The sequence below is a fragment of the Streptomyces sp. NPDC101151 genome, assembly GCF_044768335.1.
Classification (GTDB): domain Bacteria; phylum Actinomycetota; class Actinomycetes; order Streptomycetales; family Streptomycetaceae; genus Streptomyces.
This window is the reverse complement of the sequence record NZ_JBIWPP010000016.1, coordinates 158753-174688: the sequence shown is the minus strand read 5'-3', so window position 1 is coordinate 174688 and position 15936 is coordinate 158753. Positions and strand designations below refer to the sequence as shown.

The following is a 15936-nucleotide window of genomic DNA, read 5'->3' as shown; positions in this document are numbered from 1 at the left end:
AGCCGGTCGTCAAGTAAGTTTCCGCGGCAGCGCGAGGAGTACGAGGATGGGCGACACCATGGACGGCACCAAGCAGCAGCGCCGCGGCAACACCCGCCAGCGCATCCAGGACGTCGCGCTCGAGCTCTTCGCCGAGCAGGGCTACGAGAAGACCTCCCTGCGCGAGATCGCCGAGCGTCTCGACGTCACGAAGGCGGCTCTGTACTACCACTTCAAGACGAAGGAGGAGATCATCGTCAGCCTCTTCGAGGACCTGACGAAACCGATCGAGGACCTGATCGAGTGGGGCCGGAACCAGCCGCACACCCTGGACACCAAGCAGGAGATCGTACGGCGCTACAGCCAGGCCCTGGCCGGCGCCGAGCCGCTCTTCCGGTTCATGCAGGAGAACCAGGCGACGGTACGGGAACTGCGCATCGGCGAGTCCTTCAAGGACCGGATGCGCGGCCTCAGGGACATCATCATCGACCCCGATTCGCCCCTGGTCGACCAGGTCCGCTGCATCAGCGCGCTCTTCACGCTGCACGCCGGGATGTTCGTGATGCAGGACCTGGAAGGCGACTCCGAGAAGAAGCGCGAGGCCGTTCTCGAAGTCGCCGTGGACCTCGTCACTCAGGCGCACGAGGGCGCCCGCAGGTAAGGCCTGCTCAGACCTTGACACCCTTGGAGTGCAGGAAGGCGACCGGGTTGACCGCGGAGCCGTAGTTCGGGGTCGTGCGGATCTCGAAGTGCAGGTGCGGGCCGGTGGAGTTGCCCGTGCTGCCCGAGAGGGCGATGTGCTGGCCGGTCTTGACTATCTGACCGATCTTGACGTCGACCCGGGACAGGTGCGCGTACTGCGAGTAGGTGCCGTTGCCGTGCTTGATGACGACGGCGTTGCCGTAGGCGGGACCGTCACCGGCGCCGTTGGGGCCGGCCTTGACGACGGTGCCGCCGTGCGCGGCCATGACCTCGGTGCCGGTCGGCACGGCGAAGTCCTGTCCGCTGTGCTTGGCGACCCAGTGACCGCCGGCCTGCGCGAAGCTGGCCGAGAGCGTGTACTTCTTCACCGGGTCGACCCAGGAGCCGGCCGACGGGGCGGCGGCGCTCGCGACCCCGGCCCCCAGCACGGCCGTGACACCGGCTCCGACGGCCAGGACGGCCACGCGGCTGCGGAGCGAGGACGTACGGGAAGAGCGGGGCGTGAAGCGCTGGAACATTCGTAACCTCGTGGGCTCGGAGACAGAACGGCCACCCGGCGCACAGTCATTCGCCGGTGGGGCCATTCATTGGTAACCCGACACCCCATCTCGCCACAAAGGCCCGTTCTACGGCATCTCGTAGTAGAGAGCGACAAATTCGGTCACTTCTTGACATGTCTTACGCATGCCGCCACCCGGGTGAACTGGCCATCTCGCGCCCGCCGTTCCGAGAATGCCCATTTTGCCCCATTAAGTACGACACTATCCTGCCTAGTACCGGACATTTCGCCTGTGCGCCATGTCACCGGGGAGCCGGACCCCGGGGCGGTGAATGTGACCTGGCCCTCTTGGAATCAACTGGGGAAATGTGACCCAGGCCTCTCGCTTCCATCCGGACAAATGTGACCCAAGTCCGGAAATCCGCCGGAAAAGTGACCCAGGTCTCCGCACATCCCCCGGAGAAAAGTGACGCAGACCTCTAGGCACCTACCCATCGGTAACCCTACGGTTCCTTTCGCGCCACCCTCACCAAAGATCATGCCCCTGACATTCACCGTTCAGGCCGTGCAGCGTACGGACGTGAGAGGACCCCCACCGATGACCACACGCCCCTGGGTGCGCCGGGCAGCCGCCACCGCTGTCTCCGTGACCGCGCTCGCCGCGCTGGCCGCTCCGGCCGAGGCCGCGGACGCGACCACGAGCAGCGCCTCCGCCACCGCGACCGCCGCCGAGGTCGACTACGCCACCTGGCAGAAGGACTGCCAGTCGGTCATGGGCCAGGCCCTGCCGTACCTGAAGGCCCGCATCGCCGCGGCCAAGCCCGGTGAGAAGCAGGCGATCGTCTTCGACATCGACAACACCACGCTGGAGACCGACTTCGGCTTCAGCTACCCGCAGCCGGCCAACAAGCCGGTGCTGAACGTCGCCGAGTACGCGCAGCAGCACGGCGTCTCCCTGTTCTTCGTCACCGCCCGCCCGGGCATCATCTACTGGCCCACCGAGTACAACCTCGAGCACGACGGCTACGACGTCTCCGGTCTCTACGTCCGCGGCTTCTTCGACCTGTTCAAGGACGTCGCCGCCTACAAGACCGCGCAGCGCGTCGGCATCGAGAACCAGGGCTACACGATCATCGCGAACATCGGCAACAGCGCCACCGACCTGTCGGGCGGCCACGCCGAGAAGACGTTCAAACTGCCGGACTACAACGGACAGTTGTCGTAGGTCCTCCGGGTTTCCGCGCCTCGCCGCCGGCGAGCGCGCATGCGAAAGGGGCCGGTGCTCGAAGCACCGGCCCCTTTCGTCCGTCCGTGACGCCTACGCGTCCTTGCTCAGGTTCGGCCCGGCACCGCCGGCCGCCTGCTCGATCGGCGGGACGTCCGGCAGCGCGGACTTCTCCTCGCCGCGGAAGGTGAAGGTCCGGGTCTCGCCCTCGCCCTCGGTGTCCACGACCACGATGTGACCGGGCCGCAGCTCACCGAAGAGGATCTTCTCCGAGAGCGTGTCCTCGATCTCGCGCTGGATCGTGCGACGCAGCGGACGCGCGCCCAGCACCGGGTCGTAACCCTTCTTGGCCAGCAGCTCCTTGGCGGACTGGGAGAGCTCGATGCCCATGTCCCGGTCCTTCAGGCGCTCGTCCACCTTGCCGATCATCAGGTCGACGATCCGCAGGATGTCCTCCTGCGTCAGCTGCGGGAAGACGACCACGTCGTCGACGCGGTTGAGGAACTCGGGGCGGAAGTGCTGCTTGAGCTCGTCCGACACCTTGTTCTTCATGCGCTCGTAGTTGGTCTTCGAGTCGCCCGAGGCCGCGAAGCCCAGGTTGAAGCCCTTGGAGATGTCCCGGGTGCCGAGGTTGGTCGTCATGATGATGACCGTGTTCTTGAAGTCCACGACCCGGCCCTGGGAGTCGGTCAGGCGACCGTCCTCCAGGATCTGCAGCAGCGAGTTGAAGATGTCCGGGTGGGCCTTCTCCACCTCGTCGAAGAGGACGACGGAGAACGGCTTGCGGCGGACCTTCTCGGTCAGCTGGCCGCCCTCTTCGTAGCCCACGTATCCGGGGGGCGAACCGAAGAGACGCGACACCGTGTGCTTCTCGCTGAACTCCGACATGTCGAGGGAGATCAGCGCGTCCTCGTCACCGAAGAGGAACTCGGCGAGCGCCTTGGACAGCTCGGTCTTACCGACACCGGAGGGGCCGGCGAAGATGAACGAGCCACCGGGACGCTTCGGGTCCTTCAGACCCGCGCGCGTACGACGGATCGCCTTCGACAGCGCCTTGACGGCGTCGACCTGGCCGATGACCCGCTTGTGGAGCTCGTCCTCCATGCGCAGCAGTCGCGAGGACTCCTCCTCGGTCAGCTTGAAGACCGGGATGCCGGTGGCCGTGGCGAGGACCTCGGCGATCAGCTCGCCGTCGACCTCGGCGACGACGTCCATGTCGCCGGCCTTCCACTCCTTCTCCCGCTTGGCCTTGGCGGCCAGGAGCTGCTTCTCCTTGTCGCGCAGGGAGGCGGCCTTCTCGAAGTCCTGCGAGTCGATCGCGGACTCCTTGTCCCGGCGGACGGCGGCGATCTTCTCGTCGAACTCGCGCAGGTCCGGCGGAGCGGTCATCCGGCGGATGCGCATCCGGGAACCGGCCTCGTCGATCAGGTCGATCGCCTTGTCCGGCAGGAAGCGGTCCGAGATGTAGCGGTCGGCCAGGGTGGCGGCCTGGACCAGGGCCTCGTCCGTGATGGAGACGCGGTGGTGGGCCTCGTACCGGTCGCGCAGACCCTTGAGGATCTCGATCGTGTGCGGCAGGGACGGCTCGGCGACCTGGATGGGCTGGAAGCGGCGCTCCAGGGCCGCGTCCTTCTCCAGGTGCTTGCGGTACTCGTCCAGCGTGGTCGCACCGATGGTCTGCAGCTCACCACGGGCCAGCATCGGCTTCAGGATGGAGGCGGCGTCGATGGCGCCCTCGGCGGCACCCGCACCGACCAGCGTGTGCAGCTCGTCGATGAACAGGATGATGTCGCCGCGGGTGCGGATCTCCTTGAGCACCTTCTTCAGGCGCTCCTCGAAGTCACCGCGGTACCGGGAGCCGGCGACCAGGGCGCCGAGGTCCAGCGTGTAGAGGTGCTTGTCCTTGAGCGTCTCGGGCACCTCGCCCTTGACGATGGCCTGCGCGAGGCCCTCGACGACGGCGGTCTTGCCGACGCCGGGCTCACCGATCAGGACCGGGTTGTTCTTGGTACGGCGGGACAGCACCTGCATGACCCGCTCGATCTCCTTCTCGCGCCCGATGACCGGGTCGAGCTTGGACTCACGAGCGGCCTGGGTGAGGTTCCGGCCGAACTGGTCCAGGACGAGGGAGGTCGAGGGCGTGCCCTCGGCCGGCCCGCCGGCGGCGGCGGTCTCCTTGCCCTGGTAGCCGGAGAGCAGCTGGATGACCTGCTGCCGCACCCGGTTGAGGTCTGCGCCCAGCTTGACCAGGACCTGGGCGGCGACGCCCTCGCCCTCACGGATCAGGCCGAGCAGGATGTGTTCCGTGCCGATGTAGTTGTGGCCCAGCTGAAGGGCCTCGCGGAGCGACAGCTCCAGGACCTTCTTGGCACGGGGGGTGAAGGGGATGTGGCCGGACGGGGCCTGCTGGCCCTGGCCGATGATCTCCTCCACCTGCTGGCGGACCGCCTCAAGCGAAATGCCGAGGCTCTCCAGGGCCTTAGCGGCGACACCTTCACCCTCGTGGATGAGACCCAGGAGGATGTGCTCGGTGCCGATGTAGTTGTGGTTGAGCATCCGGGCTTCTTCCTGAGCCAGGACGACAACCCGCCGCGCGCGGTCGGTGAACCTCTCGAACATCGTTAATCGCTCCTCAGAGCGGTCAGGCAGTGGGGGGAACTTCCCCGCCCTGTCCTTCCGCAGCTTAGTCCCGCAAGCGGGGACCGCTCATTCCAACTGCCGACACCGTCCTTGGCCTCCTGACCCCGAACGCCGACATCTGCTCCAACCCGATGGTGCGAGACGATGTTCCCGCAGGCCAGGCAGTTACCCCACTCGCCACTACGCCGATGGCGAACGTGAGACGGCCCTTTCTGCGCGTCGCCCCCTCCCACTAGGCATGTCTTACCCGCAGGGACTGACACTCCATGCCGCGCGCGCCGGTTCCCTCCGCTATGGGCGAACAACCTTGCGCCTCTACGGACCCCCACGCGCCCCCCTCTTGGGCACTCTGCGCATTCGCCAGAACACCCAGCGTAACTCGTGGCCCGCTTTGGCTGTTGCACTTGGCATGGCTGGCTCGGTCCCTACGACCTCCACTGTCCCCCTTCCTCGCCGTCCGTTCGACCCGAAGGCTTCCGACCTTGCGGACGGCCCGGAAGTCCGGGCCCGGCACTGGTACGAGAACGATCTGGGCTGGCCGACAGTGCCCGGGCGACCGCTGCGGTTGGTCACGGGCGTGCGGTTCGACGTCCTGGACGTGCCGGCCGAGGCGGGCACAGCGGCCCTCAGACATCTCGTACCGGGCTCTCCGGTGGCCCTGCGAGGCGACAGGATGCGGCTGCTGGTGGCCGCGGGCAGCACGGAGGAGCTTCCGGAGCTGCTGGACTGGCTGGAATGGGGAGCGCTGGCGCTGGACCTGCGGCCACTGGGCGCGGGCGGCCTGATGGCGGCACCCATGGCGCCCGGGCGGGCTTGCGGCGGGACTCGGCCGCTTCACGGCGACCGCATTCCCGCCGATTCCCTGCAGGGGGCCGCCGTATGGCTGCGGCCCCCCGGTCCCGGGTGCGAGGTCGAGGCCTCGCTGCCGGCATTGCCGGCCATGGGGGGCCTGGGCGGCGCCCCCGATCTCGTGCGACTGGTGGACACGGTGGCAGCACAGTGCCACCGGGTCCGGCTGCGGCGCGCGAACACCCGGCCGCCCGCCTGTCGGCGAAATCAGCCGTTGGCCTTCTCGTAGGCCTCGCGAATGGACGCGGGAACACGGCCGCGGTCGTTGACCTCGTAACCGTTCTCCTTCGCCCAGGCGCGGATCGCCGCCGTGTCCTGGCTGCCACCGGAAGCGGCACGTGCCTTTCCACGCCCGCCCGAAGCACGGCCTCCGGTACGACGACCACCCTTCACATAGGGGTCGAGAAGGCCACGCAGCTTGTCCGCATTGGCCGTGGTGAGATCGATCTCGTACGTCTTGCCGTCCAACGCGAACGTCACGGTCTCGTCCGCCTCGCCGCCGTCGAGGTCGTCGACAAGAAGGACCTGAACCTTCTGTGCCACCGGATTTCCTTTCATCGATAACGTGAGGGCCAGGGTGTCCGGCGCCCGCCGTTTCGCCGCCCCTGTTATATGCAGTACTGCACTACGTCGGAAAGCAAACCGCTTTTGCCGGAAAAACACAAACCCCTGGGAGAGACCCAGGAGCCCACCCCCGTCCGGAAACATGCGCGTTTCGGACATAGGACACCTGGGCAATGACGATCACAGATGCAGAAGCATCCGGCTGTTGCCCAAGGTGTTCGGTTTCACTCGTTCGAGACCGAGGAACTCGGCGACGCCCTCGTCATAGGAACGCAACAGCTCCGCGTACACATCGGTGTCGACCGGCGTCTCCCCGATCTCCACGAACCCGTGCTTCCCGAAGAAGTCCACTTCGAAGGTCAGACAGAAAACGCGCCGAACACCGAGCCAGCGCGCGGTCTCCAGCAGCTTCTCCAGCAACTGATGGCCGACCCCGGCGCCCTTGAGGCCGGGCTTCACCGCGAGAGTGCGGACTTCCGCGAGGTCTTCCCACATGACGTGCAGCGCGCCGCAGCCGACCACCTCAGCGTTGTCGTCGCGTTCCGCGACCCAGAACTCCTGGATGTCCTCGTAAAGCGTGACCGTGGCTTTGTCGAGCAGGATGCGGTCACGGGCGTAGTCATCGAGGAGGCGGCGCACGGTCGGGACATCGCTCGTCCGGGCCCGCCGGACGGTGAGGGCTTTCGCGGAGACTGCGGGACGCTCTGCTGACATGAGCGGACGCTATCGCCCGGTGGCCTCCCCGGGCGCGCCGGGGTTCTCCTCTTGCGGGGCTTGCGGGGCTTCGTGGGTTTCCGGGCCCTGGACGATGCGTACGGCGTCCCTGAGGGCCTGGCGCTGTTCCTCGCTCATCATCCCGAAGAAGGCGACGAGAGCGGCGGCCGGGTTGTCGCTCTGCGACCATGCGTCGTTCATCAGGGCGGCTGCGTACGCGGCCCGTGTCGAGACGGCCTCATATCGATAGGCGCGCCCTTCGGCCTCTCGGCGCACCCAGCCCTTCTGATGGAGATTGTCCAAAACGGTCATCACGGTGGTGTACGCGATGGACCGTTCCTGCTGCAGGTCTTCCAGGACTTCTCGAACGGTCACCGGGCGGTTCCACTTCCACACCCGCGTCATGACCGCGTCTTCGAGTTCTCCCAATGGGCGAGGCACAGCTCAGAACAATAGTGGGAGATCTCGCCAATGGCGTGCCGGACGTGCACTTAGGCTACAAAAGCGAACAAAAAGGGCGCACGGTTCGGAAAGACCGGGGCGCGAGGAGTCTCGTACGCCCGGACAGGCGCGGTGGTGCCGACGGGCCCGTCGCCGGGCCCGGGCTCACGCGTCGCCGCCCGCCGGGACCTTGCGCACGCCCTCCGCGCGCGCGAGGGCCGCGTCCACGGCCGCGTCCTCCTTGGCCTTGGCGGCCCCGCCCTGGGTCTTCACGATCACCCGGACCAAACCGATGAAGAACACGGCCATGACGACCGGGGGCACGAGCGCGGAGACGTAGTCCATGAGTCCAGATTAGCCACGGGGGACGGGGCGAAAGGGGCGGGGTGGGCGAACCGGTCGCTCAGCCGGCGGCGAGCTGCCTCGACTCGGCCGGCTCGGCCGGGTTCGCGGGCGGCACGGGCGGCTTGCGGCGGGGGAAGACCTCGCCCGGCGTGGGGATGGGGCGCTTGGGGGTGGCCGGTTCGGTGGCCGGGCGCTCGGCGGGGCGTCCGGGAGGACTCTGGCCGGGCTTCTGAGCGGGCTTCTGAGCGGGTTTCTCCGGCTCCTGGGCCTGGACCTCCGGAATCCCGCCCGCGCCGCCCGGAAGGGCCAGCAGGCGCGTCCTGGAGGGCGGCACGGCGGGGGCGGGGACCTTGCGTGCGCCCTGCGCGAAGCGGGCACGTACATCCCGCTCGGCGAGCGCCTGGCAGCGGTCCAGCAGGGCGGCCGCCGTGGAGTTGCCGCGCAGCGCCCGGAGTGCGGCGAGGTCGTCCGGCGTCGGCCGGTGCCCTGCGCCCAGCGCCTCTTCCAGAAGCGCGAGATAGCCGGCGGCGGTGCCCGGCAGGGCGGCGCGGTACCGGCCGAGGTCGGCCACCAGGAAGGCGCGCAGCCGGGCTCCCTCGCACATCGCCTCGTCGAGGGACTCGGCGAGGAGGTAGCAGTCCTTGACGTCCTCGGCGGACGCTCGGCCGGGGTGGAGGGCGAGGGCGAGCGCGCGACGGAGCACACGCAGCTCCTCCGCGCCGAACGCCATGCCGCCGCGGGATCCGTATGGCGTGGGCATGCGGCGACGCTATCGCTAATCGGACAAAAGTGACGAATCGTAAAGAGATTCCGCCGCGTGTCGCTGCCAGGTTTCCCTCGACCGGGGCCACCCGCGCGCGTGAAGCGCGAGACCGGCGCCCTGCGCGGGCGCCGGTCCCTCACATGCGGGACACGTTCCGCTCGTACACCAGCCGCAGGCCGATCAGGGTCAGCCACGGCTGGTGCTCGTCGATCACCGAGGACTCGCCCAGCACCACCGGCGCGAGGCCGCCCGTGGCGATCACCGTGACGTCGTCGGGGTCGTCGGCCAGCTCCCGGGCCATCCGGTTCACCACTCCGTCGACCTGCCCGGCGAAGCCGTACACGACGCCCGACTGCATGGCCTCCACGGTGTTCTTGCCGATCACGTTCCGGGGCCGGGCCACCTCGATCTTCCGCAGCTGTGCGGCCCTGATCCCGAGGGCCTCGACCGAGATCTCGATGCCGGGGGCGATCACCCCGCCGACGTACTCCCCGCGTGCGGAGAGTGCGTCGAACGTGGTCGCCGTGCCGAAGTCGACGACGATCGCCGGGCCGCCGTACAGCTCGTTCGCCGCGACCGCGTTGATGATGCGGTCGGCGCCGACCTCCTTGGGGTTGTCGAACTGGATCGGCACGCCCGTCTTCACGCCCGGCTCCACCAGCACCGCGGGCACGTCGCCGTAGTACCGCCGGGTGACCTCGCGCAGCTCGTGCAGCACGGACGGCACGGTCGCGCAGATCGCGATGCCGTCGATGCCGTCGCCCAGCTCCTCGCCGAGCAGCGGGTGCATGCCCATCAGGCCCTGGAGCAGCACCGCCAGCTCGTCGGCCGTGCGGCGCGCGTCCGTGGAGATGCGCCAGTGCTCGACGATGTCCTCGCCGTCGAACAGGCCGAGCACGGTGTGCGTGTTACCGACGTCGATCGTGAGCAGCATGGCCGTTACTCCGCCTCGCGCAGGTCCAGGCCGATGTCAAGGATCGGCGAGGAGTGGGTGAGCGCGCCGACGGCCAGGAAGTCCACGCCGGTGTCGGCGTACGCGCGCGCGGTGTCGAGCGTGATCCGCCCCGAGGCCTCCAGCAGTGCCCGCCCGCCGACGATCCCGACCGCCTCCGCGCACTCCCCGGGCGTGAAGTTGTCCAGCAGGATCAGGTCGGCGCCCGCGTCGACGACCTCGCGCAGCTGGTGCAGGGTGTCGACCTCGACCTCGATCGGCACCTCCGGGAAGGCCTCCCGTACGGCCTTGAAGGCCTGCGCGACGCCGCCGGCGGCAACCACGTGGTTGTCCTTGACCAGGGCCGCGTCCGAGAGCGACATGCGGTGGTTGACGCCCCCGCCGCAGCGCACCGCGAACTTCTCCAGCGAGCGCAGCCCCGGCGTGGTCTTGCGAGTGTCGCGCACGCGTGCCTTGGTGCCCTCCAGCACGTCCGACCACGCACGCGTTGCGGTCGCGATGCCGGACAGGCGGCACAGGAGGTTGAGGGCGCTGCGCTCGGCGGTGAGCAGGTCACGCGTACGCGTGGTGACCGACAGCAGCTTCTGCCCGGCCTCGACGCGGTCACCGTCCTCGACGTGCCGCTCGACCTCGAACTCGTCCGTGCAGACCACCGAGAGCATGGCCTCGGCGACCCGGAGGCCGGCCACCACGCCTGCCTCGCGCGCGGTGAAGTCACCGGTGGCGACGGCGTCCTCGGAGATGGTCGAAACGGTCGTCACGTCCACGCCGCCGTCCAGGTCCTCCTGGATGGCGACGTTGGCGATGTCCTCGACCTCGATGGGGTCGAGACCGGCGGTGGCCAGCAGCTCGGCGAGGGCGGGGTCGAGCCCGCTCTCCAGGTACTCCTCGTCACCCTCGGCGCCGCAGGCGCAGCCGTCGCCGCAGCCGCCGTTCGGGGCGAGGGGAAGGTCGTCGGTGCTCACTTGTTCTGCTCCTGAGGGCGCTGGTGGTGCCGGGTCGGGGGGAAGTCTGCGGTGTCCGTGGTGTGTACGGCCAGCGACCGGTCCGGATTGAGCCGTACGACGATGTGGCGCCGCCACTGCGTGTCGTCGCGCTCGGCGCGGTCCTCGCGCCAGTGGCAGCCGCGGGTCTCCTCGCGCAGCCGGGCGGCGGCGACCAGGACGCGGGCGACGCACAGGAGGTTCGTGGCCTCCCAGGTGTCGACGCCCGGTTCGGCGGTCTTGCCGTTCTCCGCCAGGGCAGCGCGGGCCTCGCTGTGCAGCCGCTGGAGGTGGTCCGCCGCCTTCTCCAGAGAATCCGCCGAACGGAGCACGCCCGCACCCTCGGTCGTGATCCGCTGGACGGCGAACCGGGCCTCGGGGGCGAGCAGCGGGTATGCGGGCTTCTCGGGGTGCGGGACCGGTTCGGGCACGCGCGCGTGGAGACCGTTCCCGGCGTGGGCCGCCGCGATGTCGTCGGCGATCCGCTCGGCGTACACGAGGCCTTCGAGAAGCGAGTTGGAGGCGAGCCGGTTGGCGCCGTGCACACCGGTGCAGGCGACCTCGCCGCACGCGTACAGGCCGGGGACCGTCGTACGGCCCCGCGCGTCGGTGCGGACACCTCCGGAGGCGTGGTGGGCGGCGGGGGCGATCGGGATGGGCTCGGTGACCGGGTCGATGCCGTTGGCGCGGCAGGCGGCCAGGATGGTCGGGAAGCGGTGCTCCCACATGTCGGCGCCGAAGTGCCGGGCGTCGAGGTACATGTGCTCGGCGTCCTGCTCCTGCATCCGCCGCATGATGCCCTTCGCGACGATGTCGCGGGGCGCCAGCTCGGCCAGCTCGTGCTGCCCCACCATGAAGCGCACGCCGTCCCCGTCGACCAGGTGGGCGCCCTCGCCCCGCACCGCCTCGGAGACGAGCGGCTGCTGGCCCTCGGCGTCGGCGCCCAGGAAGAGCACGGTCGGGTGGAACTGCACGAACTCGAGGTCGCTGACCTCCGCGCCCGCGCGCAGCGCGAGCGCCACGCCGTCGCCGGTCGACACGGACGGGTTGGTGGTCGCGGAGAACACCTGGCCCATGCCGCCGGTCGCGAGGACGACCGCGGGGGCGTGCACGGCGCCCACGCCGTCGTGCTGGCCCTCGCCCATCACGTGCAGGGTGACGCCCGCGGTGCGGCCGTCGGCATCCGTGAGCAGGTCCAGGACCAGCGCGTTCTCGATCATGCGCACCCCGCGCGCGCGTGCGGCCTCCACCAGCGCCCGGGAGATCTCCGCTCCGGTCGCGTCCCCGCCGGCATGCACGATACGGCGCCGGTGGTGACCTCCCTCGCGGGTGAGCTGGATGCCGCCCCCGTCGTCGGTGTCGAAGTGGGCGCCGGTGGAGATCAGCCGCCGTACGGCGTCGGGACCCTCGGTGACGAGGATCCGTACCGCCTCCTCGTCGCACAGGCCCGCGCCCGCCACGAGGGTGTCGTCGAGGTGCTGCTCGGGGGTGTCGCCGTCGCCGAGGGCGGCGGCGATGCCGCCCTGCGCCCAGCGCGTGGAGCCGTCGTCCAGGCTGGCCTTGGTGACGACGACCGTCGTCAGGCCGGCGGCCTCACAGCGCAGGGCGGCGGTCAGGCCGGCCACACCGGAGCCGACGACGATCACGTCCGCGGAGATGGACCACCCGGGGGCGGGCGCGTGCAGTCGTATGCCTGTGCTGGTCACGAGGCGGCTCCGAGGGATCCGAAGGTGAGCGGAAGGTTGTCGATCAGCCGGGTGGCGCCGACGCGGGCGGCCACGGCGAGGACGGCCTCGCCGGTGAAGCCCTCGCCGATCTCGGCGAAGTCGGACGGGTCCACCAGGGCGAGGTAGTCCAGCCGGAGCGGCGGGTCGAGCCGGGCGGCCTCGTCCAGAGCGGTCCGCGCGGCCGCCCGGACGGCCGCCGGGCCGCCGGGCGCGGCCGTGGCCACGGCGTGCGCGTCGGCCGCCGCGCGTGACTCCCCTATGGCGCTCAGCGCCTCGGCACGCGCGTGGGTGGCGGGCACTTCACGTGCACGCGCGCGCAGCGCCTCCTGCGCGGCGTGCCGGTCGCGGCCGGCGAACAGGGCGCGGGACAGGGCGAGGGCGGTGCGGCGCTCGTCGGGCGAGAGGTAGCGGTTGCGGCTGGAGAGCGCGAGCCCGTCCTCCTCGCGCACGGTCGGTACGGCGACGATCTCGACGCCGAAGTTCAGATCCCGCACCATGCGCCGGATCAGGGCCAGCTGCTGGGCGTCCTTCTGCCCGAACAGGGCCAGGTCGGGGCGGGTGAGGTGCAGCAGCTTGGCGACGACGGTGAGCACGCCGTCGAAGTGCCCGGGCCGTGCGGCGCCCTCCAGGCGTTCGCCCATGGGGCCCGCGGAGATGCGCACCTGCGGTTCGCCGCCCGGGTACACCTCGTCCACGGCGGGCGCGAACACGGCGTCGGCGCCCGCCTGTTCGGCGAGCTTCAGGTCGGCATCGAGGGTGCGCGGGTAGCGGTCCAGGTCCTCGCCCGCGCCGAACTGGAGCGGGTTGACGAAGACGGTGACGACGACCTCGCCGCCCGGGCCGGCGATCTCGCGGGCGGTGCGGATCAGCGTGGCGTGGCCCTCGTGCAGGGCACCCATGGTCATCACGACGGCGCGGCGGCCGTGGCGCACGCGCGCGTGCAGCTCTTCGGCGGTGCTCAGCAGGGCGGTGGTCATCAGGCGCTCCCCTCGGTGCCGTTCGTGCCGTTGGTGCCGCTGGATCCCTCGGCCAGCACGCCGAGCAGGTCCTCGGCGAGTTCCGGCTTCAGCAGGCCGTGGGCGAGGGCCCGGTCGGCGGTCGCGCGGGCCATCGCCAGATAGCCCGCGACGGTCTGCGGGGCGTGCCTGCGCAGCTCGGTGACGTGCGCGGCCACCGTGCCGGCGTCCCCGCGTGCGACCGGGCCGGTGAGCGCCGCGTCGCCGGAGCGCAGCGCGTTGTCCAGGGCGGCGCCGAGCAGCGGGCCGAGCATCCGGTCGGGAGCCGCCACGCCGGCCGTGCGCAGCAGCTCCATGGACTGGGCGACCAGGGTCACCAGGTGGTTGGCGCCGAGGGCGAGGGCCGCGTGGTAGAGCGGGCGGTTCTCCTCGCTGATCCACTCGGGCTCGCCGCCCATCTCGATGACCAGGGCCTCGGCGGCCAGGCGCAGCTCCTCGGGCGCGGTGACGCCGAAGGAGCAGCCCGCAAGGCGCTGGACGTCCACCGGGGTGCCGGTGAAGGTCATCGCCGGGTGCAGCGCCAGCGGCAGCGCGCCCGCGCGCCGGGCGGGGTCGAGGACCTTCGCGCCGTACCGCCCGGAGGTGTGCACGAGCAGTTGTCCGGGTCGTACGGCGCCGGTCTCGGCGAGGCCGGTGACCAGGCCGGGCAGGGCGTCGTCGGGGACGGTGAGCAGGACGAGGTCGGCACACTGGAGGACCTCGGCGGGCGGCACCAGCGGCACGTCGGGAAGCATCGTCTCGGCGCGCCTGCGGGAGGCGTCGGAGACTCCGGACACGGCCACCGGGCGGTGCCCGGCGAGCTGGAGGGACGCGGCCAGTGCGGGGCCCACGCGTCCGGCGCCGACGACGCCTACGGTGAGCCGCGCGGGGCGGTCCTTGAGGTCTGGCTGGTGGACTGTACTCACGCGACGGTGGCCTTCCCGTTCCAGTCCGCTCTGGGTACCGGACGATTTCTCGTCATGTTAACGCTATCGGGTCGGACGGCGGCCGGTTGTCCACAGGCTGTGGGTTACCCCACGCCCTGCCCGCGGGGAAATTCCGCTGCCGCACGGAGGCGGGCGGGGCATCATCCACGGCATGAGTGATACGGCTGAACAGGGCGAAGAGCGGTCGGCGGCGGAGCAGCTGCGGACGCGGCGCAGGGCCGCCCAACGGGAAGCACGGCTGGTCCTGTCGCGCGCGGGCTGGCGGGGCACGATCCGCGAACGGCTCACGCAGCTCCAGGAGGCGGCCCCGGAGGTGTACGACCTGGACGAGCCGGCGGACGTCTACGGCGACCGGATCGTGGCCGCCCTGGAGGAGCGGGTCGCGGCACTGCTCGGCACGGAGGCCGCCGCGTTCTTCCCGACGGGCACGATGGCGCAGCAGGTGGCCCTGCGCTGCTGGGCGGGCCGCACCGGCAACCCCACGGTGGCCCTGCACGCCCTGGCCCACCCCGAAGTGCATGAACGGGGCGCGTTCAGCCAGGTCAGCGGCCTGCGCCCGGTCCGGCTGACCGACGAGCCCCGGCTGCCCAGGGCCGACGAGATACGCGACTTCCCGGAGCCCTTCGGGGCGCTGATGCTGGAACTGCCCCTCAGGGACGCCGGTTTCGTGCTGCCCACCTGGGAGGAGCTGACCGAGGTCGTTCGGGCGGCCCGGGAGCGCGACGCGGTGGTGCACTTCGACGGCGCGCGCCTGTGGGAGTCCACCGTCCATTTCGAGCGCCCCCTGGACGAGATCGCGGGCCTGGCGGACAGCGTCTACGTGTCGTTCTACAAGTCCCTCGACGGCTTCGGCGGCGCAGCCCTGGCCGGCCCCAGGACGCTGGTCGAGGAGGCGAGGACCTGGCGGCACCGCTACGGCGGCATGATCTTCCAGCAGTTCCCCACCGCGCTGTCGGCGCTCATCGGCCTGGAGCGGGAGCTGCCGCGGCTGCCCGACTACGTGCACCACGCGCGCGTGGTCGCCACCGCGCTGCGCGAGGGGTTCGCCGAGGCCGGGCTGCCATGGGCGCGCGTGCACCCCGGGGTGCCGCACACCCAGGAGTTCCAGGTCTGGCTGCCGTACGCCCCCGAGGTGCTCGCGGAGGCGGCGGTGCGGCAGGCCGAGGAGACCTCGGTGATGCTCTTCGCGAACGGCTGGGACGGCCCTGCGCCCGGCCTTTCGTACACGGAGGTCGGCGTCCGCTCCGCCGGCCTCGAGTGGACGGCCGCCGACGTCCGGGCGGCCGCCGCGGACTTCGCGAGCAGGATGCCCGGGAGGGCCTAGTGCCGCGGCAGGCAGCGTTCGCCCGTCGAGGAGCGGCGTCCGGTGCGTGCTCCGGGGGTCCCCCCGGCCGGAGGCCGGGGGGAGTGCCGGCCCGTGCCGGCCGGAAGCCCTCGTACCGGACGTACTCGGGCTTTCGGCCGGTACGGCGAGTGGGGGTACCCCCGCTGGGGGAACGTGCCGGGCGTCGCGACGGGGCGAACGCCGCCTGCCGCGGCACTAGAGAGCGCGCAGGCGCAACCAGCGGGTCAGTGCCAGGCGGAGCCGCCCGTGCGCGGGGCGCTCGGCGT

16 protein-coding genes are annotated in these 15936 nt (G+C 70.6%); 4 read left to right on the top strand and 12 right to left on the bottom strand.

Features of this window, described 5'->3' with window-relative positions:
* The first annotated feature begins 46 nt into the window (after nt 1–46).
* Nucleotides 47–640, top strand: a complete 594-nt coding sequence (locus ACIRU3_RS27245; protein WP_404061184.1) for a TetR/AcrR family transcriptional regulator — start codon at nt 47–49, stop codon at nt 638–640.
* A gap of 7 nt (nt 641–647) precedes the next feature.
* On the opposite strand, the gene ACIRU3_RS27240 is transcribed toward ACIRU3_RS27245, so the two are convergent.
* Entirely contained in the window at nt 648–1199 is a 552-nt protein-coding gene (locus ACIRU3_RS27240) for a M23 family metallopeptidase (RefSeq protein WP_404061182.1), read from the bottom strand.
* Between the two features lie 579 nt (nt 1200–1778).
* On the opposite strand from ACIRU3_RS27240, the gene ACIRU3_RS27235 reads away from it, so the two are divergent.
* Complete coding sequence (locus ACIRU3_RS27235) at nt 1779–2405, top strand: HAD family acid phosphatase (RefSeq protein ID WP_404061180.1); 627 nt, start codon at nt 1779–1781, stop codon at nt 2403–2405.
* Nucleotides 2406–2498: 93 nt separating this feature from the next.
* Here the strand turns inward: ACIRU3_RS27235 and ACIRU3_RS27230 are convergent, their stop codons facing one another.
* Entirely contained in the window at nt 2499–5024 is a 2526-nt protein-coding gene (locus ACIRU3_RS27230; protein ID WP_404061177.1) for an ATP-dependent Clp protease ATP-binding subunit, read from the bottom strand.
* 430 nt (nt 5025–5454) lie between these two features.
* On the opposite strand from ACIRU3_RS27230, the gene ACIRU3_RS27225 reads away from it, so the two are divergent.
* Nucleotides 5455–6123: an SCO3374 family protein gene (locus ACIRU3_RS27225; RefSeq protein WP_404061174.1), complete on the top strand. Its 669-nt coding sequence runs from the start codon at nt 5455–5457 to the stop codon at nt 6121–6123.
* On the opposite strand, the gene ACIRU3_RS27220 is transcribed toward ACIRU3_RS27225, so the two are convergent.
* The 10 genes from ACIRU3_RS27220 to ACIRU3_RS27175 form a co-directional block, all read right to left on the bottom strand.
* A complete protein-coding gene (locus ACIRU3_RS27220; protein ID WP_030872805.1) occupies nt 6102–6437 on the bottom strand; it encodes an Lsr2 family protein in 336 nt (111 codons plus the stop codon). The genes ACIRU3_RS27225 and ACIRU3_RS27220 overlap by 22 nt on opposite strands.
* 201 nt (nt 6438–6638) lie before the next feature.
* On the bottom strand, nt 6639–7172 hold the full coding sequence (locus tag ACIRU3_RS27215; RefSeq protein ID WP_404061171.1) for an amino-acid N-acetyltransferase: 534 nt from the start codon (nt 7170–7172) through the stop codon (nt 6639–6641).
* Nucleotides 7173–7181: 9 nt separating this feature from the next.
* On the bottom strand, nt 7182–7601 hold the full coding sequence (locus ACIRU3_RS27210) for a BlaI/MecI/CopY family transcriptional regulator (RefSeq protein ID WP_404061284.1): 420 nt from the start codon (nt 7599–7601) through the stop codon (nt 7182–7184).
* A 177-nt stretch (nt 7602–7778) separates the two neighbouring features.
* Entirely contained in the window at nt 7779–7958 is a 180-nt protein-coding gene (locus ACIRU3_RS27205; protein ID WP_404061168.1) for a hypothetical protein, read from the bottom strand.
* A gap of 58 nt (nt 7959–8016) precedes the next feature.
* Entirely contained in the window at nt 8017–8688 is a 672-nt protein-coding gene (locus tag ACIRU3_RS27200; protein WP_404061281.1) for a hypothetical protein, read from the bottom strand.
* Between the two features lie 169 nt (nt 8689–8857).
* Nucleotides 8858–9655, bottom strand: a complete 798-nt coding sequence (locus ACIRU3_RS27195) for a type III pantothenate kinase (protein WP_359064397.1) — start codon at nt 9653–9655, stop codon at nt 8858–8860.
* Nucleotides 9656–9660: 5 nt separating this feature from the next.
* Nucleotides 9661–10638 carry a carboxylating nicotinate-nucleotide diphosphorylase gene (gene nadC, locus ACIRU3_RS27190; protein WP_404061165.1) on the bottom strand — a complete coding sequence of 326 codons (978 nt, stop codon included), beginning with the start codon at nt 10636–10638 and terminating at the stop codon, nt 9661–9663.
* Nucleotides 10635–12362: an L-aspartate oxidase gene (locus tag ACIRU3_RS27185; protein WP_404061162.1), complete on the bottom strand. Its 1728-nt coding sequence runs from the start codon at nt 12360–12362 to the stop codon at nt 10635–10637. Before ACIRU3_RS27185 ends, nadC begins: the two co-directional genes overlap by 4 nt.
* Complete coding sequence (panC, locus tag ACIRU3_RS27180; RefSeq protein ID WP_404061159.1) at nt 12359–13360, bottom strand: pantoate--beta-alanine ligase; 1002 nt, start codon at nt 13358–13360, stop codon at nt 12359–12361. Before panC ends, ACIRU3_RS27185 begins: the two co-directional genes overlap by 4 nt.
* Nucleotides 13360–14304, bottom strand: a complete 945-nt coding sequence (locus ACIRU3_RS27175; RefSeq protein WP_404061156.1) for a Rossmann-like and DUF2520 domain-containing protein — start codon at nt 14302–14304, stop codon at nt 13360–13362. Before ACIRU3_RS27175 ends, panC begins: the two co-directional genes overlap by 1 nt.
* Nucleotides 14305–14476: 172 nt before the next feature.
* On the opposite strand from ACIRU3_RS27175, the gene ACIRU3_RS27170 reads away from it, so the two are divergent.
* Nucleotides 14477–15649 carry a threonine aldolase family protein gene (locus ACIRU3_RS27170; RefSeq protein WP_404061153.1) on the top strand — a complete coding sequence of 391 codons (1173 nt, stop codon included), beginning with the start codon at nt 14477–14479 and terminating at the stop codon, nt 15647–15649.
* Nucleotides 15650–15936: the final 287 nt, after the last annotated feature.

Coding starts and splice junctions, on each gene's coding strand:
- ACIRU3_RS27245 (WP_404061184.1), top strand. CDS start 47: ATGGGCGACACCATGGACGGCACCAAGCAGCAGCGCCGCGGCAACACC.
- ACIRU3_RS27240 (WP_404061182.1), bottom strand. CDS start 1,199: ATGTTCCAGCGCTTCACGCCCCGCTCTTCCCGTACGTCCTCGCTCCGC.
- ACIRU3_RS27235 (WP_404061180.1), top strand. CDS start 1,779: ATGACCACACGCCCCTGGGTGCGCCGGGCAGCCGCCACCGCTGTCTCC.
- ACIRU3_RS27230 (WP_404061177.1), bottom strand. CDS start 5,024: ATGTTCGAGAGGTTCACCGACCGCGCGCGGCGGGTTGTCGTCCTGGCT.
- ACIRU3_RS27225 (WP_404061174.1), top strand. CDS start 5,455: ATGGCTGGCTCGGTCCCTACGACCTCCACTGTCCCCCTTCCTCGCCGT.
- ACIRU3_RS27215 (WP_404061171.1), bottom strand. CDS start 7,172: ATGTCAGCAGAGCGTCCCGCAGTCTCCGCGAAAGCCCTCACCGTCCGG.
- ACIRU3_RS27205 (WP_404061168.1), bottom strand. CDS start 7,958: ATGGACTACGTCTCCGCGCTCGTGCCCCCGGTCGTCATGGCCGTGTTC.
- ACIRU3_RS27200 (WP_404061281.1), bottom strand. CDS start 8,688: ATGGCGTTCGGCGCGGAGGAGCTGCGTGTGCTCCGTCGCGCGCTCGCC.
- ACIRU3_RS27195 (WP_359064397.1), bottom strand. CDS start 9,655: ATGCTGCTCACGATCGACGTCGGTAACACGCACACCGTGCTCGGCCTG.
- panC (WP_404061159.1), bottom strand. CDS start 13,360: ATGACCACCGCCCTGCTGAGCACCGCCGAAGAGCTGCACGCGCGCGTG.
- ACIRU3_RS27170 (WP_404061153.1), top strand. CDS start 14,477: ATGAGTGATACGGCTGAACAGGGCGAAGAGCGGTCGGCGGCGGAGCAG.